The sequence below is a fragment of the Bacillus sp. L_1B0_5 genome (assembly GCF_000836715.1).
Taxonomy (GTDB): domain Bacteria; phylum Bacillota; class Bacilli; order Bacillales; family Bacillaceae_G; genus Bacillus_A; species Bacillus_A thuringiensis_S.
Window position 1 is genome coordinate 1 of sequence record NZ_JXIS01000060.1, and the last position, 23,862, is coordinate 23,862.

Consider the following 23,862-nt stretch of genomic DNA (forward strand, 5'->3'; position numbering starts at 1 on the left):
GAAGAGAAGAAAACTGAAGATAAAGAAGCAATAAAGTTAGAAGAGAAGAAAACTGAAGATAAAGAAATAGCAAAGATAGAAGAAAAGAAAAGCGAAGATAAAGAAGCAGCACAGTTAGAAGGGAAACAAAAAGTAGAAAAATCGGTAAAAACGAACGGAAATGAAAATAAAGAGGAAGAAAAAACAGTATCTCAAGAAAAGGATCCTCAAACTAATCCTTCATGGAAGCCAATTGGTACAGAGCAAGGAGCAAAACCTGAAATGAAATTTAAAGAAGGAACAGTAGATTGGAGTGAGATGAAAAAAGCAATCTCTTATGCTGTTGATGTTCCTGAGAGCCAATTGATTTTCGATTTTATTGGAAATAATGGTAATAATAAAGCCTACGGTAATGTACGAGATAAACAAAGTAATAAAAAATATAAGGTTAATATTGATTGGGTAGAGAATCAGGGGTGGAAACCAGCATCTGTACAAGTGGTAAAATAAATAATAGAAATGTAATTATGTGTTTAAAAGTTTATACTTGTAAAAACTCATAAAAGAGTTTGTTTCAATCAGGACTCTTTTTGTTATGTTGACAGCATTAATTACTCAGGCTCAATTGTGAGATCCTGATGCAGACAAAGTTTGAAGTTTATTAAAATCTACTTGATTTAGTGCTTCGAAAGGTTCAAAATTGCATTTTTAAAGCACTAAATAATTTATGGTACCTTTTGAAATATTTTTGGTCTCATTTCATTAGAAACAATTCCGTCTATATAACTAAAAAATGTATTATAATACCTATTGAACAGATGAATAGGATAACAATTACCTGCTGTTAGCAAGTTGCAGTATATCTAATGAAAAGATCACTTGTTTCTAAGACAAGTGATCTTTTTATATACATTTCCTTTACTATTTTTGAAATTGAATAGGTATTTCAATCTGTATAATTACAATAGACTTGATTAAAATTAAAACTGCAACAAGGATAATACCGTCCATAATTGTAGTAAGAAATATATATATAATATCTTAATGCAAGGTTGGCCTATATTCTATGAAGATATTAAAGGATTATAGGGAACATTGAGAAACGGGAATTATTTTTATTACAATATTTATGCATATTTAGGTCTAAATAGCTGGGTATTAGCTAAGAAACTTGAGATATTAGACTCCTATTAAGTTAAAAATGGCCTTAAGTGTACTTCCAATAAAGAAAATTATGTAAATAAGCTGTCCATATGGGCAGCTTATTGTATTTTTTAGCTTAACTTGTTTTTTTCCGAAGTGCTGGCGGTTCCTCTACAAGTATTCTTGCATTTAAATTGTTTTTAATATATTATATTTATATGGTTATATAGAGATTAACGTATGCAAAAAAGACTCAAATCTATTAATAAGATTTAAGTCCTTTTCAAAGATAAAAAATTGTACCGAAATGGAATACAACTTATGCTTTGCTTTTTAATATAAATGGAAATTTTTAAATAGAAGTTTATTTACTTTCAATGATAGGGAATAGTGGGTCTAGAACATAGAGGAACAAGGAACCATAAAGAGAAACTGAAGACTATTGTATGTAGTTTGTTCATCTCAAGTACAATAAAAGAGTCTTACCTCTGTAGGCAAGACTCCACTAGTATAGTTGTATAATATTTACATATCAACTAAAAAACAGAAACCATATAACACCAAGTAGCAGAATCCTAATATTCCTCCTACAGCTAATACTTGTTTAAACCAACTTTTAAATTTTAGATTACTGTAAATATCTTGCACTTTCTCCATATTTCCTCCTATTAAGGAGAACCCTTAAAGACTCTCACTTCGTTATGGTACCATTAAAGAATGACTAATAGAGGTCAAATATTGTCAAAACGTATAAATATGCAATATTGCATACAGAAATGTATTGTTACAAATGTAAGCGTTTACTGTAATAAGGGTATAAAGTTTAATCACATCCCAGTACTAACAAAAGAGGAGGAAATAATATGGAAATCGCAATGGCAGTTTTAAAATTTATAGGTGGAGCAATCCCATTAGTTCAAGAGCTTCTAAAAGCATTTATGTAAATTCACTATTTAGCAATTATTTATAAAAATTATCATTCGTATGAGTAAAGCCCCTTTAACAATATTAGGGGGCTTTTTAAATTTCTAAATATTTAAGATTACGTCACATCAACATCAAGTTAAAAGTAAATTTTAAGAATAAACCTATAGAGGATATTTTATAGTGAATCAAGATCCTTTTACAAAGTGGTAGGCATTAAACTCCTACGGCTTTTAGTATACTTTATTTAAGTAAAAAGTCTCTTCAGAAAATCTAAAAGGACCTTTTGAGATTTTTAAATACATGAACTACTGATAACTGGGGAGTGTAGAGAATATATATTTGATTTTTAAACAAATATGAAAAATTACATGTGTAAGTTAGGTCGATCTTTATCGTAGATTAAAGGGACTTGAATAAAGTTCTTTTTTATTTGTAATCAAATCCCAGAGTGGCCCCTAATACCGGGAATTGTTTCCTATCCCCTTATACGCTAAGATATTTTTGAAAGTAAAAATCCTAACTTAGACCCCGAATTTCCTTTAACGTGAGGAGAGTCTAATATCGACTGTCAGAAACATGCTATAAAAGTCTTAAAAGAATTATTAAACACCTACCGAGGACAGAAAGTAGTATTAGGCACTCATGGAGCTGTAATGACTTTGATGTTGTATGAGCTTAGCTTGATAGCGATGGGGTACCACCCACAAGATGCGAATTTTGCACGCTAAGCAAAAAAATAATAAGCTGTCCACATGGACTGCTTATTTACATAATTCTCGTTATTGGCACTTAGGTTTTTTTAGTTGAATGGGAATGTTTTGATCCAGTAGAAGAATGCAAAACCTCCAGCTACAAATAAAGCAGCTAAAATGAATGTTATTAGAGGTATTTTATTTTTCATACTTTTTCTCCTTTTTCCTAATTGTACCATTTAGAAAAAGTGGTATGTTGTATATTTTTGGTTGTATATGATATTCATAGAGAGTTAACATAACGTCTCATTATCGGTAGCAAATAATTTCATAGAATCCTTGTATGTACAGGGGTTCTTGTTTTTTTGTCTATGTATCTCTTATGTAGGATTTTATACATCATTGATGTAGCGGGGATATGAGGAATCCTCGCTTTTCTTTTTTGGCATAAAATTTTGTATGAAAACAGTTGAGTTATAATGCTTTATGCTGAAAAATAAAAACTTTTCTTTGAATTTGAAAAAGAAGGTGTTACACCCCCATGAGATCAATGGGACTTATATTCCACTTCTTTATCAGGATTATATTAAGAAGTGGAAATAGTATAAGTACCCAAAAAACGATAATAAAAACTGTATTCATCAGTTTCTACTCCTTATGTTGATAATAAAGTTATTTATAACAGGAAGTATAACTCACTTATTAGTTAGTTCTGTGGTTCTCTAAAAAAGTTAGATGCAATGCAACAAACTGTTCCGGTGATTAGAATACTATACTTCACAGTGCTACCCGTGTGCTCAAATAAATTAGTTCCATTAAGCATTATAAGCCCCCAAAACAATTGACCCGCGCCAAAACCTAATAATATTTTTCCTATTCGAGAAAATTTTTTCATGCTTTTCCACCTCCCACAAACTAGCTCGATTAAATGGCTTGACCGATGTGGGTTAATAATCAGAGGGGATGGCCTCTGATGTAAAGTTTCACTCTATCTCTCCGTCTCAAAAAACTCAATCCACTCCCCATCAGGACCAGCGAAGAATATGTAACGTGTTCCATCTGGTAATGTTTCGATTGCATCTCCTAGTAAAAAAGTTACTTCGTGTTTTCTTAGTTTTTCGATTTCATCTTCTAATGAATCCACTTTAAAGCAAATGTGATGTACTTTTCCTTCTGCCGGAAGAGAAGAATTGTAGCCTTCAATGAGTTCGAGTATCGTTTCCTTCGATTCTTCTACACCTAAAAAAGCGAGTTTTAAGTCTGGATTCGGGTGTCCCATACGTTTAATGAGCTGTAAGCCAACTACTTCTTCATAAAATGAGATAGATGTTTCTAAGTTTGCAACCATAAGTCCTACGTGTTCGATTCTTCTAACTGGCATGTAGATTCCTTCTTTCTGAAAATTATATATAAAATAATATTGAAAATTGAGAAAATAAGCAAGATAAAAACCTTACAAATTTTAGCGTGTTGTATGGTATAGTGAGAAAGTATGTTTGGGGAGAAGGAAGGAGATTATACGATGAATACACCTACTCAAACTCCTTCATTATCGGAAACGATGAAAGAGTGGCATTATGCATTAGCATATGAAATTAAACATTGGAAAACGATAGGTGGTAGTAAAATTTCTATCATGAACGGTCGTTTTTTATATACAGATTATGAGAATACAGTGTATGTATTTCAGCTTATTTCGGAAGTAAGCTTACCTGAAGGTTCACCAATTCGAATTGAGTTCGATGGTGAGGAAGCGACAGGAGAAGTATTATCTGTACATGGATTAGAAATAGAATTGAAATTAAATGATTATATACAAGGTGAAATAAGAGAAGCGGTTTTATACAGTGAACCGTGGCAACTTTTAGAGCAACTGCAAGAGCGATTGAAAGAAGCACGTAAAGATAAGTTGAAACGTAATCGTATAAAGCGTCTCGTTGATGGGACGAGTAGTCCGAAGCATATTGAGAAGATGAAAAATCCGAAAAATGAACTGGCATATCGCTCGTTTTACAATCCGACAACGTACGTATGGGGACCACCTGGAACAGGGAAGTCTTACAATTTATCACGTATTATTTCGGCTCATTATCAAAAAGGAAAATCGGTACTTGTGTTAGCTCATAGTAACGCGGCAGTAGACGTATTAATGAGTGAAGTAACGAAGCAAATTGAAAAGAAAAAGAAATGGACGCCTGGCGAAATTGTTCGTTACGGTTATAGTCAACATGAACATATACGAAATCATGAAACGTTACTTGCATCTAAGTTAGTTGAAACGACGAACGGATCTTGGGGTGAGGAAAGACTCTATTTAGAAGAGACACGACAAGATCTTCGTGAAAAAATCTTATCGTATAAAGCAACATCTGCTGATAAGAAGCGTATACAAGAGATTGAAAGTGATCTTCGAAAGCAAAAAGCGAAAATTAAAGAAGTAGAAAAAGAATATATTGAAAATGCGAAAGTAATTGGTGCAACTCTATCAAAATGTGCAATTGATGCGCTAATTTATGAGCGTACATTTGATTTAGTTGTCGTAGATGAAGTGAGTATGGCGTTCGTTCCGCAAATCGCATTAGCTGCTTCACTTGGAAAACGTATCGTCGTTTGTGGTGATTTTTTACAATTACCTCCAATTGCGATGGCGAACCATGAACTCGTTCGCAAATGGCTTGGGGAAGATATGTTTTACCACGCTGGGATTGTTGATTCTGTAAATAAATCAGAAGCACATCCAAATCTATTTATGTTGCAGGAACAAAGACGTATGCATGCGGATATATCGAAGTTTACGAATTCATTTATTTATAAAAACAGAGTATATGATCATCCGTCTGTTTCAGAGCGTAAAGAACTTGCGCAATTGCAGCCGTTCGCAAATGAAGCGAGTGTTTTATTTGATACGAGCCAAATGGGAGCTTTTTCGTTAAAAGATGCTGCTTCTGGTTCACGTTTTAACATTATGTCTGGTTTAGTAGCGATGCAAATGATGTTAATCGGATTGTTAGACGGTGTTCAGTCGATTGGTGTTGTGACACCTTACAGGGCGCAGTCACGTTTTTTATCGACGTGTATTAGAGAAATGTTGCAGAGAACGAAATATCAAAACATACCAGTTTTAGCGGCGACAGTTCATAAGTTCCAAGGTTCTGAAAGAGATATGATGATCTTTGATACGGTTGACAGTTATCCGCAAGAACGACCTGGCGTGTTATTCTTTGACCATAAAAATCATCGGCTCGTCAATGTAGCAGTGACAAGGGCGAGAGGGAAGTTCATTCAATTATCAGATTGCCATTATATGCGTAAAAACCTTTCGAGAAAACAAGCGTTATCACAATTAACAGCTCATATAGAACGTCATGGAGATGTGTATGACCGCACGACATCAAGACAATTGTGGGAACGGAAAATTTCGAAACGTCTACGCTGGTTTATGGAAATGAATCTTGAGGAAACGAAAGGGCTATTAAAAGATATTTTAGCCGCAAAACGAAACATTATTATTTCACTTCCAAGTACGAAACAAGTAGATAAACGAGTATGGCAAGCGTTAATGCGTACAAATGCACAAATAACAGTTTATAGTGACGGACCAGTTCCGCTGAAAAATGTAAAGTTACAAAGACAAAATAAAGCATTCCCGTTTATTGTAATTGATGATGAAATCTTCTGGGCAGGCGCACCTCTCACATCTCAAATGATGTTTGAAGGTAGTACGGAATTCCCGTACATATGTGCAAGACTGCAAGCACCAGAAACAATTGGTGTATTAAAAGGATTTTTAGATATTCGGTAAATTCGGATAGGAATTCCTTGACTTTTAATTGGAATGAACTTAGAATAAATGTAATTTAATATAATTTTATGAAAATTCTTATCGCGAGAGGTGGAGGGACTGGCCCTATGATACCTCGGCAGCGGATTCGTTATGAATACTGTGCCAATTCCAGCAAGGTAACTTGAAAGATAAGAAAGAAGCTCATTTTGACTGTATATACAGAAGCCTCTTTCTATCTTTTAGAAAGAGGCTTTTTTACGTGAAAATAAAGGAGGAAGAAAAATGGGAGCGACAGGAGTAGCGTCACAAAGAAAAGCAATTGAAGAAAGTATAGAAAGAAATAAGGAAAAGTACATAGAAACAAGTCATGACATTCATGCGAATCCGGAGATCGGAAACCAAGAGTTTTACGCATCAAGAACGTTAAGTTTATTACTAGGGAGTGCTGGTTTTCAGCTGCAACACAATATAGCTGGACATGAAACAGGTTTTATTGCGCGAAAAAGTTCAGGAAAAAAAGGACCAGTCATCGCATTTTTAGCAGAGTATGACGCTTTACCAGGACTCGGTCATGCGTGTGGTCACAATTTAATTGGCACAATTAGCGTTGCAGCAGCAATTGCATTATCAGAAACGCTTGAAGAAATTGGCGGGGAAGTTGTTGTGTTTGGTACACCAGCAGAAGAAGGCGGGCCAAATGGTAGCGCGAAATCAAGTTATGTAAAGGCAGGTTTATTTAAAGACATTGATGCGGCGCTTATGATTCATCCAAGCGGAAAGACAGCGACAACGAGTCCTTCACTAGCAGTCGATCCACTTGATTTTCATTTTTACGGAAAAACAGCTCACGCTGCAGCTTCACCAGAAGAAGGGATTAATGCATTAGATGCGGTTATTCAGCTCTATAACGGTATTAACGCACTTCGCCAACAACTTCCGTCAGACGTGAGAATTCATGGCGTTATTAAAGAGGGCGGAAAAGCACCTAATATTATTCCTGACTATGCCGCAGCTAGGTTCTTCATCCGCGCAGCAACGCGAAAAAGATGTGCAGAAGTAACAGAAAAAGTAAGAAACGTTGCTGAGGGAGCAGCGTTAGCAACAGGTGCAAAAGTAAAAATCCATCAATTCCAAAATGAAATCGATGAATTACTCGTAACAAAAACATATAACGATATCGTAGCGGAAGAACTAGAACTATTAGGTGAAGATGTAAATCGTAAAGAAAGAGTAGGGATCGGTTCAACCGACGCAGGAAACGTAAGTCAAGTCGTACCGACAATCCATCCGTACATTAAAATCGGACCAGATGACTTAATTGCACATACGAATGAATTTAGAGAAGCAGCACGTTCAGAACTTGGAGATAAAGCATTAATTACATCGGCAAAAGCATTAGCAAATACGGCGTATCGATTAATTACGGAAGAAGGGTTGTTAGAGAAGGTGAAGGAGGAGTTTAAAGAGGCGCAGAGGAATCAAGGGTAAGTGAGAAGGGGGATTATACCCGGGATTTTTAGTAGGAAATTGAATGAAAAAAGAACCAGCCTATGGCTGGTTTTATTATATTATAAAAGAATTTTTTCACATACACTTGATATTTCTACCTTAGTGTCCTCTTATTAGAACGACAATTTCTCCTCAAACTCACTCTTTAAAACAATTAAAGGAGACGACAAGCCAAATTGCATTAAAGAGTCTAAAAATGCAGCGAGAGAATCCATCGAATCGCTCATGACTTTCATCATATAATTAAACTCCCCACTAATTCGATATAAATCTGTTACTTCAGGAGCGGCATTACAAAATTGGATAAAATCAGAGCATTGGCTCGTTTTAAACATGATGAATGCTTGAATGTTTTTATTAATTTTGGAAGGCTCAAATTTCGTTCGGTAAGCTGCTATAACTCCTTGATCTTCAAGCTTGTTAATTCGTTCTTTTACAGCAGGTTGCGTCATGGATATAATTCGTCCGATTTCTGAAACAGAAATCCTCGCATTTTCATACAACAAGTTCATAATTTTATGATCGATTTCATCCAATTTTACTGCGTTTTGCATTGTGTAGCCACCTTATTTTATTTTTTTAAGTAAATCACAAATTATAACTATAATATCATAAGTGAACGAACTAAATTGCCTATAAATCTATATTTAAAATTATTGGTGTTTGTATGAAAATATAAGTATAGCATTCATCAAACGGAAATTTAGGAAGGATGGAGAAAATGAAGAATCTTGATGGGAAAGTAGCGTTAGTAACAGGAGCGAGTCGCGGAATTGGCCGTGCGATTGCGATGAGATTGGCGAAAGATGGAGCATTAGTTGCAATCCACTACGGCCGAAATAAAACAGCTGCAGATGAAACGATTAGTGAGATTGAATCTAATGGAGGAAAAGCGTTCTTAATTGAAGCTGAACTCAATTCAATTGATGGTGTCAAAAAGCTAGTAGAACAGTTAAAGAATGAATTACAAATAAAAGTTGGTACATCAGAGATTGATATTTTAGTAAACAATGCAGGGATAGGTACACAAGGAACGATTGAAAATACGACAGAAGAAGTTTTTGATGAAATTATGTCCGTAAATATTAAGGCGCCGTTCTTCTTAATTCAGCAAACATTGCCGTTACTACGAGCAGAGGGGCGTATTATTAACATTTCGTCAGCTGAAGTAAGACTCGGTTTTACAGGCTCAATTGCATACGGTTTAAGTAAAGGTGCATTAAATACGATGACACTTCCTCTAGCTAAGCATCTTGGAGAAAGAGGTATAACAGTGAATACGATTATGCCTGGATATACGAAGACAGATATTAATGAAAAATTGCTAGATAATCCGGAAATACGAAATTTTGCTACGAATTCATCTGTTTTCGGACGAATAGGGCAAGTTGAAGATATCGCAGATGCAGTAGCGTTCCTTGCTTCTTCTGATAGTCGCTGGGTAACAGGGCAGATTTTAGATGTTTCTGGTGGGTTTTGTTTATAGGGGCAGCACCCTATAAACATCAGATTAATATTTTTTAGTAGCTATAGAAACTCCATTCCTTAGAAATATTTTAACTACTAAGTTGTAAAAAGAACCGTAGTTTTCATTTTTGAATAAACTAGGGTCTTTTTAATTGTAAAGATATAATGCGAGGAAGGTTTTTTAAAAATTAAAAAACTTGATGAATTAGTTGCATAAAGAACTAAACGGCGTATATACTATAAATATCAAAAAAAATTGATGAAAGGAGAGTGAACTACAATGGCACAAAATTTTCAGTTATATGAGAAAAAATTTAAAGCATTAGCTGATCAAAAACGTTTAGAGATTATGTATGAACTTTGCCAGCGAGGCCAGACTTGTGTATGTGATTTAACAGAGATTTTTGAAATGACGCAATCTAAGTTGTCCTATCACTTAAAGATTTTATTAGATGCAGGTTTAATTGTAAAAGAAACAAAAGGTACGTGGAGTTATTATGATTTAAATGATGCGGAAGTAAACAATTTATTATCAGAAGAATTATGCTGTATCTTTAGAAAAACAGGAAAAGGTAGTTGCTGTTAAAATTTTGTACTATTAATCAAAAAAAATTGATTAATGATATATAAAGAGGAGGAATAAGGTATGAGATATGTTCACGTTGGTATAAACGTTACGAATTTAGAGAAGTCTATTGAATTTTATGAAAAGGTATTTGGTGTATCACCAGTTAAGGTGAAAACGGATTATGCAAAATTTTTATTAGAGACGCCAGGACTTAATTTCACGCTGAACGTACGAGATGAAGTGAATGGAAATCAGGTAAATCATTTTGGTTTTCAAGTGGATACAGCTGAAGAAATTACAGTACATAAAGAACGATTAGAAAAAGAAGGTTTCTTTGCGCGTGATGAGATGGATACGACTTGTTGCTATGCAGTGCAAGATAAGTTTTGGATAACGGATCCTGATGGGAACGAGTGGGAGTTCTTTTATACGAAAGCACAAAGTGATGTTCATAAAATTGAAGATCCATCTTGTTGCACGACTTCAAATGAGGTAGCTAAAAATTCTTGTTGTTAATAGGAGATGGAAAATAAAATGAAACGTTTATCTTTTCTAGACCGATATTTAACACTATGGATCTTTCTAGCGATGGCTGTTGGGATTGGTTTAGGGTTTGTGTTCCCTAGTGTAGTAGACGGACTGAATACATTACAGGTTGGAACGACGTCTATTCCGCTTGCTGTTGGTTTAATTGTCATGATGTATCCACCATTAGCAAAGGTTCGTTACGAGGAAATGGGCCGAGTATTTAAAGATGTAAAAGTATTGGTTTTATCTTTAGTACAAAACTGGATTATTGGGCCTGTACTTATGTTTGTTTTAGCAATTATTTTTCTTCCTGATAAACCAGAATACATGGTTGGACTCATTATGATTGGGTTAGCACGTTGTATTGCAATGGTAATTGTTTGGAATGACCTTGCTGATGGGGATAAAGAGTATGCGGCAGGTTTAGTGGCTTTTAACTCGGTATTTCAAATGTTGTTCTTCTCGGTTTATGCATACGTGTTCGTAACAGTAATCCCAGAATGGTTAGGAATTGAAGGGGCTATCGTTAATATTACAATGGCAGAAGTAGCGAAATCAGTATTTATCTATTTGGGAATTCCTTTTATAGCAGGTATGTTAACACGTTTTGTATTAGTTAAGTTAAAAGGAAGACAGTGGTATGAAAAGGTCTTTATACCTAAAATTAGTCCACTTACATTAATTGCATTGCTATTTACGATCATCGTTATGTTCTCTTTAAAAGGGGAGATGATTGTTAGTGTACCACTTGATGTAGTAAGAATAGCGATTCCGTTATTAATCTATTTTATTGTAATGTTTTTTGTTTCTTTCTTTATGGGAAGAAAAATTGGTGCAAACTATCCGGTAACAACAACATTAGCATTTACAGCAGGTAGTAATAACTTTGAGTTAGCGATTGCGGTAGCGGTTGGTGTGTTTGGTATTCATTCGGGCGCAGCATTCGCAGCTGTCATTGGACCGTTAGTCGAAGTACCTGTCATGATTGCACTTGTAAATGTCGCTTTTTGGTTTAAACGTAAATATTTTAATGATCAATCAACTTAAAAACAAAGGTGGAAAACAACATGGCAAACAAAAAGACAATTTACTTTTTATGCACAGGAAATTCATGCCGAAGCCAAATGGCAGAAGCATGGGGCAAACAATATTTAGGGGATAAGTGGAATGTGTATTCTGCAGGTATTGAAGCACATGGAGTGAATCCAAATGCGATTAAAGCAATGAATGAAGTGAATATCGATATAACAAATCAAACATCAGATATAATTGATGCAAACATTTTAAATAGTGCTGACTTAGTCGTTACACTTTGTAGTCATGCGGATTCTGTTTGTCCATCTACTCCGCCGCATGTGAATCGTGTTCACTGGGGATTTGATGATCCAGCAGGAAAAGAGTGGTCTGAATTTCAACGTGTTCGTGATGAAATTGGTGAACGTATAAAGCGATTTTCTGAAACAGGGGAGTAAATAAGGGAAAGAGTCAATCTTCTATTGTATAGGGGATTGGCTCTTTTTTCTATATATAGTCACTATTGCATTGGCTTAAAACAACTATCTCAACGAATGCAGAATATTATGTGAGAATGATATAGTTAAAATGGTAGTATGCCTCTATTAAATATGTATAAAACAATACTAATCATTAAAAATGAATAAAATTTTGGTCTTTAGAGTAATCGAGATAGTAATCATAAAAGTAGTGTGTAATAAAAAAATTTCAGATGAAAGGAAAAAAGGATGAAACACATAATAAAAGACGTATTAATAAATTATTTTAAAGAAATCCATACACTAATGGTGGAAGAAAAATTACATAAAAATAGCTGGCATACAGATTTACACTATAAAATCATGGTAAATGGAAAGCGATATTCCGCACGGTTTATGAATAGCAATCGAATAATCAATCCAGCTTTTGGAGCGCTTTCAAACCAACAATTGAAAGAGCAAGTACGCTTTACTTATTATTTACGTGAGCATGGAATTCCTTTTATGCAAATTAATAAGAATACGTCAGGGGAGTCATTTACATTATTCACTTGGAATGATGAACAGTACCGATTTGTATTGTCTGATTGGATCGAAGGAAAACATATTACGCATTGTACAGAAGCTATCGCAAAAGCCTTCGGAAAGGAAGTAAGAAAGATTCATGATATTTCTAGTACATTTCAAAGCTCGACTTTTCAAAAGAAATTGCATTTGGATGGGTATGTTGAATTTATTAATATGTTAGAAAGTAAGGCAAGCGCATGTAAGGAATTACGGGAGTACATAGATCTTGCTAAATATCATATAGCGTGTGCATATACGAGTGAATTAGAGTTTATCGTACAAACAGACTTAAATCCTTTGAATGTTTTATGGGACTCAAGTGAACAAGTAAAAGGAATTGTAGATTTTGAATCGATTGGATATGTTGATCGTATTGAGGGGCTAGCCTTTTTACTAAAGTGGTATTCTCGAACAGAAGGAATACAATCACATGAAGTCAGTCCAAGTGTTGCTAGTGCATTTTTAGAAGGGTATAAGGCTAGTAATATTGTAACTTCAAATGATTATAAAAGACTGTCTTCATTACTATGGCTATCCGGTAGTTTGAATTGGAATTTTGTGAAGAAAACGCTAAGTGTATTAGAAGATGCGAAGCGGTTAGAGGAACATTTGAAAGTTTATAGAGTAAGGGGAGAGAGGTTGTCTTCATTGTTAATTTGTAGATAATCTTTCTTTTCCTTTGGGATTTATAAAACAAAACATATGAGGTGTTCTAAAAATGAAAATACAAATAGTATTGTTTGATGGTTTCGGAGAACTTGTCTCCTTTGCACCTTTTGAGGTACTCAAAAGAGCAATAGAAGAAGGGGCTCCATTTACGGTTGAATTCGTTTCAAGTGAACAAAAACAAGAAGTTACTACTTCATTTGGAGTTACGGTTAAACTACATGATTTTTTACGAATGGATAACCGTCCAGATTTGTTAATTGTACCTGGTGGTGGCTGGAATCATAAAGCTGAACAGGGAGCACGAAAGCAAGCAGAGCTTGGTACTTTGACCGAAATGATTAGCGAGATGCACAAAGCAGGAACGACTGTTGCTGGAGTTTGTACAGGAGGTATGCTACTAGCTGTATCCGGTATATTGAATGATAAAAAGGCAACAATGCATCATTTGGCGCAGAGTGAAATGAGTAAATATGGGGCAGAACTTCTTCATTACCGAATTGTAGATCAAGGCGATATTATTACTGCAAGAGGAGTTACTTCAGGAACTGATTTAGGCCTTTGGATCACGGAAAGGTTCGCAAGCCCACAAATTGCAGCTGCTGTTGAATATAGAATGGAATATGAGAGGCGAGGTGTTGTTTGGAGGTGAGTTTTTATTAGTTTAATCATAGTTTTTACTGTAGAGCATATTGGATATTTTCAAAGAGAAAGAGCCAACTTACATGAGTAGGCTCTTTCGTTTATATACTATAGTGCTAATTTTTTACCGTAATATCATTTTAAAAAAATCATAAAATGAATAATGTATTTTATATAGTAATGATAATGATTTTTATTATATATTCATAAATTCATAAAAAATAGTTTACAAATTTGCATCAAACTTATATAATTTGACTCATATAAAAAAGTTTCCCTAAGGAAACTTAGGTGCGAATTTACATTCGTATTATATTTTTTTGTTTAAAAGTTGCCTTTGTGCAAAATAATTATACGGACGAAAAAAAGAAGGGAGAATGCATGGAAAATGACTAAGGCTATAATTGTCAAAGATTTATTTGTATCCTATCAAGGGAATCAAGTAGTTCAAAATGTTTCCTTCGATATTGAAAAAGGAAAGCTCGTTGGAATTATTGGTCCAAACGGTGCGGGGAAATCTACTTTAATGAAAGCTGTTTTAAATCTAATTCCAAGTGATAAGGGATATGTTCAAGTTCTTGGAGAGGATATTCGAAGTGCTAGAAAGCATGTTGCTTATGTACCACAAAGGAGTGATATAGATTGGGATTTCCCGATTACAGTTTTAGATGTTGTTCTAATCGGAACGTATCCATCTTTAGGGATGATGAAAAGACCGAAGAAAGAGCATCGAGATTGGGCTTTTGAATGTCTAAAAAAAGTCGGTATGGAGGAATTTAAGAATCGTCAAATCGGTGAGCTTTCAGGTGGACAACAACAACGTGTCTTTTTAGCGAGAGCATTAGCACAAAAGGCAGAAATCTTCTTCTTAGATGAACCGTTTGTTGGAATTGATGTAACAAGTGAAGAGACAATTATTAAAATTCTTAGGGAGTTACGTAAAGAAGGGAAAACAATTGTCGTAGTACATCACGACCTAAGTAAAGCAGAATCTTATTTTGATAAATTACTATTATTGAATAAGAGCTTAATTCATTACGGAGAAGTAAGGCAAGTATTAGAACCAACTATTATGTCAAAAGCGTATGTGAATCACGGCATATTGTTTAATAATGCAGCGGAGGTACATTCATCATGAAGATTGTAGAATTTATAGATGCATTAATGCAGTACGGTTTTCTGCAGAAAGCGTTATTAACTTCCGTTATGGTAGGAGTGATTTGCGGGGTAATAGGCTGTTTTATTATTTTACGAGGTATGGCTTTAATGGGAGATGCCATTTCACATGCTGTTCTTCCAGGCGTAGCCCTTTCTTATATGATTGGTATGAACTATTTTATAGGGGCGGTTTTAACAGGTGTTATTACTGCAGTTGGAATCGGATTTGTAAGTCAAAATAGTCGAATTAAACATGATATGGCGATAGGGATTATGTTTACATCTGTTTTCGCGATAGGAATTATTTTAATTACCTTTATGAAGAGTAGTTCTGATTTGTACCATATTTTATTCGGGAATGTTCTATCAGTTCGTTCTTCTGATATGTGGATGACACTTATCATCGGAGTGGTCATTATTAGTCTTGTAATTTTATTTTACAAAGAATTACTCGTATCTACTTTTGATCCAACGATGGCGCAAAGCTATGGATTACCGAATAAATGGATTCATTATGGCTTAATGATCCTACTTACAATGGTTACAGTAGCATCACTTCAAACTGTAGGAATTATTCTAGTTGTTGCGATGCTTATCACACCGGCGGCTACAGCTTATTTATTAACAAACCGTTTATGGGTCATGATTTATTTAGCGGCAGGTATTGGTGCACTTTCATCTGTAGTAGGGCTATATTTTAGTTTCTCTTATAATCTCGCTTCAGGTGCAACAATTGTTCTTGTCGCAACATTCTTGTTCGCATTGGCATTCTTTTTCTCACCGTCACAAGGTTTGTTTTGGAGAGCTATCAAAATTAGAAAAAATAGAGCAGAGTTGTCATAATTGATTGGAGGATAAAGATGAAATTTAAAAATGTTTTATTATCAATACTTTGTATTTTCGTATTTGCATTAACAGCGTGTTCTAGTAACACAAATGGAAAAGAAGAGGGTAATGGAAAATTAAAAGTTGTAACTACATACTCTATTATATATGATATGGTGAAGCAAATTGGTGAAGATAAAGTTGAGATTCATAGTCTTGTTCCAATCGGAGCTAACCCGCATGAATATGATCCACTACCAAAAGATGTTATGAAAATGACAGATGCAGATATGATATTTTACAATGGATTAAACCTAGAAGAAGGTGGAGCATGGTTTAAAAAGCTATTAAAAACGGCAAATAAATCAGCGGAAGATGCACCGGTTTATAAAGTAAGTGAAGGTGTAGAAGCTATTTACTTAGAAACAAAAGGATTAGAAAAAGAACCAGACCCACATGCTTGGATGAATATTAAAAATGGTATTTTATACGCTGAAAATGTGAAGAAGGCATTAATTAAAGAAGATCCTAAAAATAAAGAGTTCTATACTAAAAATGCCGATAAGTATGTAGCAGAACTTCAAAAATTACACGATGAGACAGTGAATAGAATTCATCAAATCCCTGAAGAAAAACGTTTCTTAATCTCTAGCGAAGGTGCTTTTAAATACTTTGGAAAAGCATATGACATTAAGACGGGATACATTTGGGAAATTAACTCAGAAAATCAAGGTACGCCAGATCAAATTAGAGATGTTGTAAGTGTAATTCAAACAAACAAAGTGCCAGCTTTATTTGTTGAAACAAGTGTAGATCGACGTAGCATGGAAACTGTTTCAAAAGAAACAAACGTACCGATTACAGGGACAATTTTTACAGACTCACTAGGTAAATCAGGTGAGGATGGAGATACTTACTTGAAAATGATGAAATGGAATATAGATACCATTATTAATGGGCTACAAAAGTAGGATCTATCTGTTTTTCAATGTAGCGTAACTATTGAATTTTTATAAAATAAGAAATGAAAGAGCTAGCTCATATGAGTTGGCTCTTTTATTTATCCCAATATTTGCGGGCGGGTAAGACTCCCTCTTTAAAAATTCGGCGAATGTGAGGGAGTGTCGGGATGGGCCCTCCCTGATTAAAGTTTCATTTTATAATTTTTTACTTTATTAAAAGTAGATTTGTTAGAAAGGATAATCATTTATTGATATAATGAATGGATGTGAGGTAGACAATAGATAGAAAGATACTTCTAGCGATTTTATACTTAAAATGTAGGGAGATTGAACAGAGTTATGGGGAATGAAAAGGAAATTAGTTCCGCTAAATTAATATGGAAGATGACGCGCCCACATACGTTAACGGCGACGTTTTCTCCTGTAATTTTAGGGACAGTGGCATCACTTTATGTTGCCAAAATTGATTGGCTTTTATTTATTGCGATGATGCTTGCATGTTTAGCGCTGCAAATAGCAACGAACTTATTTAATGAGTACTATGATTTCAAACGTGGATTAGATACCGCTGATTCTGTTGGCATTGGTGGCGGGATTGTCCGTCATGGATTGAAGCCAAAAAATGTATTAACAGTTGCGCTTTTATTGTATGTCGTAGCAGCTTTTATTGGCATTTATATTTGTATGAATAGTAGCTGGTGGTTAGTAGTTATTGGTTTAATTGGGATGGCGGTTGGCTATTTATATACAGGCGGTCCATTACCAATTGCGTACACCCCGTTTGGAGAATTAGTTTCTGGATTGTTAATGGGGACATGTTTTGTACTCATTGCTTTCTATATTCAAACGAATACTGTAACGATTGAAAGTGTATTGATTTCCATTCCAATTGGAATTTTAGTAGGTGCAATCAATATGTCGAATAACATCCGAGATATCGAAGAAGATATTAAAGGTGGAAGAAAGACATTAGTAATCCTCCTTGGGAGAGAGAAAGCTGTGGTAACACTAGCGGTAGCCTTTTTCATTGCGTATTTATGGATTGCCGTAATTGTATTAATGGGTTATATAAGCCCTTGGGCATTAGTTATGTTCCTAGGTTTGAGAAAGCCAATTTCTGCAATTCAAAGTTTCCAAAAAGGGGCAAAGGATCCTGGATATATGCGCATCGCAATGAAATCAACAGCGATGACAAATACGATTTTTGGCTTCTTATTATCAGCAGGATTATTAATTAGTTATCTGTTTTAAATGAAAAATATTGTTAAGTAACTTAACCCCAGTTTCTCAATTTTAATATAGAGAGATTGGGGTTTTTATTTTGCCTTTGTTTCATGTTAAAAACAGTTTCATTTGAAATGCAAATACCAATAAATCGCAACTTCATCATTTTCAATATCCAAACCTTTATAAACAAGAAAATCAAACCCACCAATTACAAATCCACATTTTTCATAAAATTTACATGCTGCGACATTATTATTTTGCGTTTCAAGCATGATACCTGGCATATTGCCGTTTTTTGCCCACTGCTTTGCTTGATCAACTAATCTTTTACCAACTCCGATTGTACGATATTTTTTATCTACCGTTATATCTTCTATGTAAGCATAGTGATTCCAATTCTTTTTCAATACCATTAATCCAATGATTTGGTTATGTAACAGTGCTATGTAAATGACTTGATTAGGTTTATTTATATATTCATTGTAAGCGAGTTCTTCATTATCATCTTGATTTTGTAAATAACTTTTTTCATAACTAGGAACGTCTTCTACTGTATATGCTATATGTCTATTTACTTTTGAAAAAGAAAGAATTAACCGAGCATTCACTATAAAACTGTCATCAATCTCCGGGAGATTATCTAAATCATTTGTTTCTAACTCTCTAATTACAAGGTTCATCGGAGTACCTCCACATAATAATATTTCTTCTAGTTCTTCATTTGGTTCAAATGAATTCCAATTACAAAATTATAATAGAATTTCAATAGTATGGCCATCTCTGTATTTTATCTTTATACCGTTATGCTATTATCTTGATGTAAAAATGTTATTTAGAAAGAGTAGTATTTTTTATTTTGGATGTATATGCAGTTTTCAAATTTAACTGTAGTAGAGAAACAAATATTTTTTTAAAGAGTGGATGCAATACGCTATTCTTTAACTAATTTCGACATTATCTGCATTTTATCTTCACCTTCCTCTATTAGTCTATTTATTGTAAATATCAGCTGGAGTTAATGCTTGGCTGTATAAATAACGAGTATGAAAATTAGTAGGGAAAGGATTAAAACATAATGAAAGAATCACAAAATAAGAAAAAAACAAATGTAGTAACTAAGGCAATACTATCTCTAGGAGTTGTTTTAGCAACGACCTTTTTCATGTTCTTTTTAATAGGGAAATGGAACGCTATCCCAGCGAAAGGGGTAGCTAATGAAAGTATTAAGCTAGCTAATACGCAACAACAAGAAAAGAAAGAGGACACATCACTGGCAAAACAGAAAAGACCTGATGGAAAACCAGTAGGAAAGGTTGTTTATTTAACATTTGATGACGGTCCTAGCGAATTAACTGGGGAATTTTTAGACGTACTAAAAGAGCAAAATGTTGTTTCGACATTTTTTATGCAAGGTAGCAATTTGCAAAATACAAGTTTTCAGGAAAATGTAAAACGAGCAGTAAAAGAAGGCCATTATATTGGTGCACATAGTATGACGCATAATAGTGATAAGCTATACAAAAAAGGACAATTTGTACCGGAGATGAAAGAAACGTTAGCTCTTATTCATAATATTACGGGTACAACTCCTAAATTAGTCCGTCCTCCATATGGATCTGCACCAGGATTAAAGGGGCAGGAAATTCGTAATCAAATTGTAGAAGCAGGAATAAAAGTTTGGGATTGGACGATAGATTCAAATGATTGGAAATTAAAAGGTAACCCGCAGCAAATTATAGAGAATGTAAAGCGTACAACAACAGAAGATGTGGAAGTAGTTCTAATGCATGAAAAACCACAGACATTACAAGCGCTTCCGGAAATTATTAAATTTTATAAGGAAAAAGGATATGAATTTGGGGTATACAATGAAGCGGATCATTTTCAACTAAACTTTCAGAAAGATCAACGTCTATAGTATAAACATAATTATCTTAAAAAGGTGTTTTCCATTACTAAATCAATAACTAAGCCAAAAGTCGATTTCTTATTTTATAAAGAAATCGGCTTTTTTTATAAAATTGTACTTTGCGTATGAAGTCCTTGTTTTAGGATGAATATATTGAATTTATTTTAAAACAGAATTTGAGGACTCGTATTATTTTCTTTAAACTTATTAGTTAAGATTATTCGACAATCATATAAATAATAATTAAAGTATAGAACATACACATCTTAGGGAGGGCATATATGTGAAGAAATGGATAGAAATTACTCTGTACTCTTTACTTGGTATTTTAATTATAGGAAGTATTACGTTTTTGACTTGGTCTCAGTTTACTTATAAACCGACGAAAGAGGCTTTGTCGTTAGTAGATGATAAAAAAGATGAAAATTATATAGTTTTTGGAGAGAAAGATGCAAAAATAGGAGTCATTTTTTATCAAGGAGCTAAAGTAGAAGCGGAGGCTTATAGTTACTTAGGAGAAGCTCTTGCAAAAGATGGGCATTTTGTAGTAATGCCTAAGTTACCATTAAACTTAGCGATATTTGGAATAAATGAGGTAGATAGTGTAATTGAACAGTATCCTGAAGTTCAAAAATGGTATGTTGCTGGGCATTCAATGGGCGGAGCTATGATTTCTAAGTATGCCTTTCAGCATGAAGAAAAGGTAGACGGGATTATTTTCTTAGGTTCTTATCCTGCAGATGACTTCTCTACTAAGTCGATTCCAATGTTATCAATTTACGGGGAAGTAGATGCTTTAGCAACTGTCGAAAAAATAGAGAACAATAAAAAGTTAATGTCAAAGAATACTACTATGCACATGATAAAAGGGGGAAATCATGCTAATTTTGGCATGTATGGTGAGCAAAAAGGTGATAATGCGAGCTTGATTACGCCAAAAGCACAACGTGATGAAACCGTGAAAGTAATTGAAGAATGGTTATTAAAACAATGATAACGAATTTAATAAATCTACCGAAAAAATTCTCCGAGCGGTAGGTGGGAGAGGTAATAAAGAGCCAAATCGTATGAATTGGCTCTTTTATTTATCTGCTAGCTCCAATTGTCCCCTTATTTTCTCTGGAATATCCTTTTTAGAAATAATATCGTAAGAATACACATACTTTCCTTTCACATGAATTTTTAAGTAAGTTTTTCTTATAAAATCATTAGGTGTGTTCGTTCCAACTTTATATTCTTTCTCATTGCTTAATTCATCAACACCTTTTAGTGAGTACATAGCTCTTCCTTTATGATGGTAATCCGGAACGCCATATCCTTTCGCGACGGCGTATACATTTTTTTCTTCAGCAATCGGATTAAATCTGTCTAAATCCCCGCGTAATATGAAAGGTAGTAAGTATATAGGAAGGCCTATTCCTAATATGCAAATTACAAATTTTCTCATTATCGTTTCTCCTCTTGTTCATTTACATGCTTCAGTATAGAAAAAAATTCTTATGAATATAGAGGGAAATTCCTTAAAGTTATCTTAATAAAGTTTAACCGTGTGAAAAAAACTAACTTGAGCATTAAGCTTACGGAATGAATAACCAAATAACTTTTTTCTTTCTTTTTTGATATTTCTTAAGAACCTATCAAGAAATAAGTGTGTTTTAGGATTTAGAATAAATGTATCTTACAGTAATAAGAGAATTATCTAAATAAATTAGAGTGATAACAATTAAATAAAGTATCTTGTGGGGGGCTGCTTTCTTTTGGAATAGAGAATCCCATGGGGCAGTTACATGCAATGCAGGGCTGTGCTTCTATGGCACTGAAAAATCCAATGATAAAAAAAGAGGGGGAAGGCATTTTTTATTGAAGTTTGTTAATGATAGATTTTTAACTAGTTAGGGGGGATCGTAAAATAGATTATTAATCTCTTTGATAATTTTTATTTTCCTTATAGTTGGCATATTGTATTAGAAATTTTTAATTTTGAAGGGAGAATCAATAATTATGGGTAAGAAAAGAAGAACAAGTAATAAGTTATTACTTGTTAGTGCAATTTTTTCAATAACAATTCCCTCAGTCTCATATGCGGAGGAAGTAATTTTACCTGAAAATTTTACGAGTTCTTCAAGTTTGTATGAGGGACGGAATACGGAAGTATTGAAAACAAGCTTATATCCTGATACATATAATTATCCGTTTAACCATCAATTTATTTCGAAATTAAAGGAAGCAAACACAACTATAAAAAAAGTAGACAATAGTGATGAGGAAAATCCTATTATATCTACTACTCTTTCATTTATTCGCCATATGAATAGTGAAGATTATAAATCTGCATTTGATTTAACCTCAAGGTCATTACAGAAAATAATATCCGAAGAATGGCTGAAGAGCTATTGGGAGGGACTCCCAGTGCAATTACAAGCAGGTTCTTTTATAGAAATTGGAGAGGTTACACAAAAAGAGACAAATCCTGTTCATACAAATGTGGAGATTCAATTAGTTTTTGAAAAAATGACTGTACCTTTACTAATTAAACTAGATCCATCTGGAAAAATAGACGATTTTCAACTCAGCATGTCGTTTAGTCCTGTTGCAGAGCGTCCATCATATAGTAAGCCTGAATCATTTATTGATAAAGAAGTAGTAGTTGGAAGTGGTGCATTTCCATTACCAGGAACATTGTCGGTTCCAAAAGGAAAGGGTCCTTTTCCAGCGGTTATTCTTGTTCAAGGATCAGGAGCAACTGATCAGGATGAAACAGCGTTTGCTTTAAAACCATTTCGCGATTTAGCTGAAGGTCTTGCATCGAAGGGAATTGCTGTCCTTCGCTATAATAAAAGAACTTATGAACATGGGTTAAAAACACAATTCAGTCCCTTTTATACAGTTGATAAAGAGACAACAGATGATGCTCTTCTTGTAACTCAATTTCTTAAAAATGAGCCTTTAATAAATAAGAATCAAATATATATTCTTGGTCATAGTCAAGGTGGAATGATGCTTCCGAAAATGATTGAAAAAGACCAAAATAAAAATATTGCTGGGGCAATTGTAATGGGAGGGCCAGCTCGTACGATCCAAGACGTTGTTTTAGATCAATTTGAGTACCTTTTCTCTATTGGAGCAATGAACCTGGATCAATATAAATTCTACAAATCGCAATTTGAATTATTAAATGATCCCAATTTCTCTGGTCAGAATCCCCCAAAAGATTTTTACTTAGGATCAGCAGTATTTTGGGATTCTATCCGTAAAATTAAAGCGGCAGAAATGTCAAAAGAACAAAAGATACCGCTTCTTATTATTCAAGGAGAAAGAGACTATCAAGTTCAATCAAAAATCGAAATTCCTCTTTGGAAAGAACAATTAAAAGAACGAGATAACGTAGATTATCGACTATATCCAAAGTTAAATCATTTCTTTACAGAGGGTGATGGGGAAATAAGTAAGCCAGATGAATATTATAGTCCTGCTAATATCCCTGAGTATGTTATAAATGATATTGCTGCTTGGGTGCAAGGCAAATCGCAATTAAATTAGCAACCATATGTTTTAATAAAGACTTTCTTTCCGTAATCAAAATAGAAATATTTTTATTAGGTTATATGTTTTTTTAAAGCACTCTTTGAAAAGGAGTGCTTTTTTATTTTTCTATGATTTCTATAAAACAATGGGCTTGCCTCCCAAACAAATCGTTATTTGTAGCGCTTTTATCAAAGCAAAGTTCTTGTGACATTTCTTTGATATTAAAAACATGAATAACTTATTGTGTTAAAATTTTGAAAATTTAGATTTAACATCTTTAAAATAGGTGTA

Annotated in this window: 23 protein-coding genes, 2 pseudogenes and 1 riboswitch; of the genes and pseudogenes, 19 read left to right on the plus strand and 6 right to left on the minus strand. The window is 34.0% G+C overall.

The features are described from left to right. The coding region (locus RT27_RS19780) for a YrrS family protein (RefSeq protein ID WP_043937131.1) at positions 1 to 489 on the plus strand (489 nt) is incomplete at its 5' end. Between the two features lie 1,158 nt (positions 490 to 1,647). On the opposite strand, the gene RT27_RS36130 is transcribed toward RT27_RS19780, so the two are convergent. Next, a complete protein-coding gene (locus tag RT27_RS36130; RefSeq protein ID WP_254913550.1) occupies positions 1,648 to 1,779 on the minus strand; it encodes a hypothetical protein in 132 nt (43 codons plus the stop codon). 99 nt (positions 1,780 to 1,878) lie between these two features. Here RT27_RS36130 and RT27_RS36260 point away from each other — a divergent pair. Both RT27_RS36260 and RT27_RS35825 read left to right on the plus strand, forming a co-directional pair. Continuing rightward, positions 1,879 to 2,066: pseudogene (locus RT27_RS36260) on the plus strand (hypothetical protein). A 504-nt stretch (positions 2,067 to 2,570) separates the two neighbouring features. Then, positions 2,571 to 2,777, plus strand: a pseudogene (locus RT27_RS35825) (histidine phosphatase family protein); the annotation flags it as partial. Positions 2,778 to 3,447: 670 nt separating this feature from the next. Here the strand turns inward: RT27_RS35825 and RT27_RS19790 are convergent. Next, complete coding sequence (locus tag RT27_RS19790; RefSeq protein ID WP_016081030.1) at positions 3,448 to 3,636, minus strand: hypothetical protein; 189 nt, start codon at positions 3,634 to 3,636, stop codon at positions 3,448 to 3,450. 93 nt (positions 3,637 to 3,729) lie between these two features. Continuing rightward, complete coding sequence (locus tag RT27_RS19795; RefSeq protein WP_043937132.1) at positions 3,730 to 4,122, minus strand: VOC family protein; 393 nt, start codon at positions 4,120 to 4,122, stop codon at positions 3,730 to 3,732. Between the two features lie 111 nt (positions 4,123 to 4,233). Between RT27_RS19795 and RT27_RS19800 the strand changes: the two genes are divergently transcribed. Together RT27_RS19800 and RT27_RS19805 are read left to right on the plus strand one after the other, a co-directional pair. Then, a complete protein-coding gene (locus tag RT27_RS19800; protein ID WP_043937134.1) occupies positions 4,234 to 6,543 on the plus strand; it encodes an AAA domain-containing protein in 2,310 nt (769 codons plus the stop codon). Between the two features lie 75 nt (positions 6,544 to 6,618). Beyond that, positions 6,619 to 6,720: riboswitch (SAM riboswitch) on the plus strand. 87 nt (positions 6,721 to 6,807) lie between these two features. Then, a complete protein-coding gene (locus RT27_RS19805) occupies positions 6,808 to 8,013 on the plus strand; it encodes a M20 family metallopeptidase (protein ID WP_043937135.1) in 1,206 nt (401 codons plus the stop codon). 134 nt (positions 8,014 to 8,147) lie between these two features. Here RT27_RS19805 and RT27_RS19810 read toward each other — a convergent pair whose 3' ends face one another. Then, a complete protein-coding gene (locus RT27_RS19810) occupies positions 8,148 to 8,588 on the minus strand; it encodes an Lrp/AsnC family transcriptional regulator (RefSeq protein ID WP_001178565.1) in 441 nt (146 codons plus the stop codon). Between the two features lie 167 nt (positions 8,589 to 8,755). Between RT27_RS19810 and RT27_RS19815 the strand changes: the two genes are divergently transcribed. The 11 genes from RT27_RS19815 (at position 8,756) to menA (ending at position 18,161) form a co-directional block, all read left to right on the plus strand. Next, on the plus strand, positions 8,756 to 9,520 hold the full coding sequence (locus tag RT27_RS19815) for an SDR family oxidoreductase (RefSeq protein ID WP_016081035.1): 765 nt from the start codon (positions 8,756 to 8,758) through the stop codon (positions 9,518 to 9,520). Positions 9,521 to 9,781: 261 nt separating this feature from the next. Then, positions 9,782 to 10,087 (plus strand): arsenical resistance operon transcriptional regulator ArsR, encoded by a 306-nt coding sequence (gene arsR, locus RT27_RS19820; RefSeq protein ID WP_000068188.1) that lies wholly within the window; start codon positions 9,782 to 9,784, stop codon positions 10,085 to 10,087. 60 nt (positions 10,088 to 10,147) lie between these two features. Continuing rightward, positions 10,148 to 10,585, plus strand: coding sequence for an ArsI/CadI family heavy metal resistance metalloenzyme (locus tag RT27_RS19825; protein ID WP_016081036.1), 438 nt, complete (start codon positions 10,148 to 10,150; stop codon positions 10,583 to 10,585). 18 nt (positions 10,586 to 10,603) lie between these two features. Next, positions 10,604 to 11,644: an ACR3 family arsenite efflux transporter gene (arsB, locus tag RT27_RS19830; RefSeq protein ID WP_016081037.1), complete on the plus strand. Its 1,041-nt coding sequence runs from the start codon at positions 10,604 to 10,606 to the stop codon at positions 11,642 to 11,644. 20 nt (positions 11,645 to 11,664) lie between these two features. Continuing rightward, positions 11,665 to 12,069 (plus strand): arsenate reductase (thioredoxin), encoded by a 405-nt coding sequence (gene arsC / locus RT27_RS19835; RefSeq protein WP_043937137.1) that lies wholly within the window; start codon positions 11,665 to 11,667, stop codon positions 12,067 to 12,069. 270 nt (positions 12,070 to 12,339) lie between these two features. Next, positions 12,340 to 13,323: a phosphotransferase gene (locus RT27_RS19840; RefSeq protein ID WP_043937140.1), complete on the plus strand. Its 984-nt coding sequence runs from the start codon at positions 12,340 to 12,342 to the stop codon at positions 13,321 to 13,323. Between the two features lie 52 nt (positions 13,324 to 13,375). Next, the gene (locus RT27_RS19845; RefSeq protein WP_029442728.1) at positions 13,376 to 13,975 is read left to right on the plus strand and encodes a DJ-1/PfpI family protein; all 600 of its coding nucleotides are present in this window, start codon (positions 13,376 to 13,378) and stop codon (positions 13,973 to 13,975) included. A gap of 378 nt (positions 13,976 to 14,353) precedes the next feature. Further along, positions 14,354 to 15,103, plus strand: a complete 750-nt coding sequence (locus RT27_RS19850; protein ID WP_043937142.1) for a metal ABC transporter ATP-binding protein — start codon at positions 14,354 to 14,356, stop codon at positions 15,101 to 15,103. Next, on the plus strand, positions 15,100 to 15,966 hold the full coding sequence (locus RT27_RS19855; protein WP_043937143.1) for a metal ABC transporter permease: 867 nt from the start codon (positions 15,100 to 15,102) through the stop codon (positions 15,964 to 15,966). Before RT27_RS19850 ends, RT27_RS19855 begins: the two co-directional genes overlap by 4 nt. A 17-nt stretch (positions 15,967 to 15,983) precedes the next feature. Further along, on the plus strand, positions 15,984 to 16,919 hold the full coding sequence (mntA, locus tag RT27_RS19860) for a manganese ABC transporter substrate-binding protein/adhesin MntA (protein WP_043937145.1): 936 nt from the start codon (positions 15,984 to 15,986) through the stop codon (positions 16,917 to 16,919). Positions 16,920 to 17,249: 330 nt separating this feature from the next. Next, the gene (gene menA / locus RT27_RS19865) at positions 17,250 to 18,161 is read left to right on the plus strand and encodes a 1,4-dihydroxy-2-naphthoate polyprenyltransferase (RefSeq protein WP_043937147.1); all 912 of its coding nucleotides are present in this window, start codon (positions 17,250 to 17,252) and stop codon (positions 18,159 to 18,161) included. 98 nt (positions 18,162 to 18,259) lie between these two features. Here the strand turns inward: menA and satA are convergent, their stop codons facing one another. After that, positions 18,260 to 18,817, minus strand: coding sequence for a streptothricin N-acetyltransferase SatA (gene satA / locus RT27_RS19870; protein WP_043937148.1), 558 nt, complete (start codon positions 18,815 to 18,817; stop codon positions 18,260 to 18,262). Between the two features lie 395 nt (positions 18,818 to 19,212). Here satA and RT27_RS19875 point away from each other — a divergent pair, with 395 nt between their 5' ends. Further along, entirely contained in the window at positions 19,213 to 20,055 is an 843-nt protein-coding gene (locus tag RT27_RS19875) for a polysaccharide deacetylase family protein (RefSeq protein ID WP_016081046.1), read from the plus strand. A gap of 274 nt (positions 20,056 to 20,329) precedes the next feature. Then, entirely contained in the window at positions 20,330 to 21,040 is a 711-nt protein-coding gene (locus RT27_RS19880) for an alpha/beta hydrolase (protein ID WP_029442722.1), read from the plus strand. Between the two features lie 87 nt (positions 21,041 to 21,127). Here the strand turns inward: RT27_RS19880 and RT27_RS19885 are convergent, their stop codons facing one another. Next, complete coding sequence (locus RT27_RS19885; RefSeq protein WP_016081048.1) at positions 21,128 to 21,493, minus strand: YxeA family protein; 366 nt, start codon at positions 21,491 to 21,493, stop codon at positions 21,128 to 21,130. Between the two features lie 554 nt (positions 21,494 to 22,047). Between RT27_RS19885 and RT27_RS19890 the strand changes: the two genes are divergently transcribed. Then, positions 22,048 to 23,586, plus strand: a complete 1,539-nt coding sequence (locus tag RT27_RS19890) for a DUF3887 domain-containing protein (RefSeq protein WP_043937149.1) — start codon at positions 22,048 to 22,050, stop codon at positions 23,584 to 23,586. The last annotated feature ends 276 nt before the right edge of the window (positions 23,587 to 23,862 follow it).

Bases quoted from the DNA above. Each gene is read 5' to 3' on its own strand.
- RT27_RS36130 (WP_254913550.1), bottom strand. From the start codon at position 1,779: ATGGAGAAAGTGCAAGATATTTACAGTAATCTAAAATTTAAAAGTTGG.
- RT27_RS19790 (WP_016081030.1), bottom strand. From the start codon at position 3,636: ATGAAAAAATTTTCTCGAATAGGAAAAATATTATTAGGTTTTGGCGCG.
- RT27_RS19795 (WP_043937132.1), bottom strand. From the start codon at position 4,122: ATGCCAGTTAGAAGAATCGAACACGTAGGACTTATGGTTGCAAACTTA.
- RT27_RS19800 (WP_043937134.1), top strand. From the start codon at position 4,234: ATGTTTGGGGAGAAGGAAGGAGATTATACGATGAATACACCTACTCAA.
- RT27_RS19805 (WP_043937135.1), top strand. From the start codon at position 6,808: ATGGGAGCGACAGGAGTAGCGTCACAAAGAAAAGCAATTGAAGAAAGT.
- RT27_RS19810 (WP_001178565.1), bottom strand. From the start codon at position 8,588: ATGCAAAACGCAGTAAAATTGGATGAAATCGATCATAAAATTATGAAC.
- RT27_RS19815 (WP_016081035.1), top strand. From the start codon at position 8,756: ATGAAGAATCTTGATGGGAAAGTAGCGTTAGTAACAGGAGCGAGTCGC.
- arsR (WP_000068188.1), top strand. From the start codon at position 9,782: ATGGCACAAAATTTTCAGTTATATGAGAAAAAATTTAAAGCATTAGCT.
- RT27_RS19825 (WP_016081036.1), top strand. From the start codon at position 10,148: ATGAGATATGTTCACGTTGGTATAAACGTTACGAATTTAGAGAAGTCT.
- arsB (WP_016081037.1), top strand. From the start codon at position 10,604: ATGAAACGTTTATCTTTTCTAGACCGATATTTAACACTATGGATCTTT.
- arsC (WP_043937137.1), top strand. From the start codon at position 11,665: ATGGCAAACAAAAAGACAATTTACTTTTTATGCACAGGAAATTCATGC.
- RT27_RS19840 (WP_043937140.1), top strand. From the start codon at position 12,340: ATGAAACACATAATAAAAGACGTATTAATAAATTATTTTAAAGAAATC.
- RT27_RS19845 (WP_029442728.1), top strand. From the start codon at position 13,376: ATGAAAATACAAATAGTATTGTTTGATGGTTTCGGAGAACTTGTCTCC.
- RT27_RS19850 (WP_043937142.1), top strand. From the start codon at position 14,354: ATGACTAAGGCTATAATTGTCAAAGATTTATTTGTATCCTATCAAGGG.
- RT27_RS19855 (WP_043937143.1), top strand. From the start codon at position 15,100: ATGAAGATTGTAGAATTTATAGATGCATTAATGCAGTACGGTTTTCTG.
- mntA (WP_043937145.1), top strand. From the start codon at position 15,984: ATGAAATTTAAAAATGTTTTATTATCAATACTTTGTATTTTCGTATTT.
- menA (WP_043937147.1), top strand. From the start codon at position 17,250: ATGGGGAATGAAAAGGAAATTAGTTCCGCTAAATTAATATGGAAGATG.
- satA (WP_043937148.1), bottom strand. From the start codon at position 18,817: ATGAACCTTGTAATTAGAGAGTTAGAAACAAATGATTTAGATAATCTC.
- RT27_RS19875 (WP_016081046.1), top strand. From the start codon at position 19,213: ATGAAAGAATCACAAAATAAGAAAAAAACAAATGTAGTAACTAAGGCA.
- RT27_RS19885 (WP_016081048.1), bottom strand. From the start codon at position 21,493: ATGAGAAAATTTGTAATTTGCATATTAGGAATAGGCCTTCCTATATAC.
- RT27_RS19890 (WP_043937149.1), top strand. From the start codon at position 22,048: ATGGGTAAGAAAAGAAGAACAAGTAATAAGTTATTACTTGTTAGTGCA.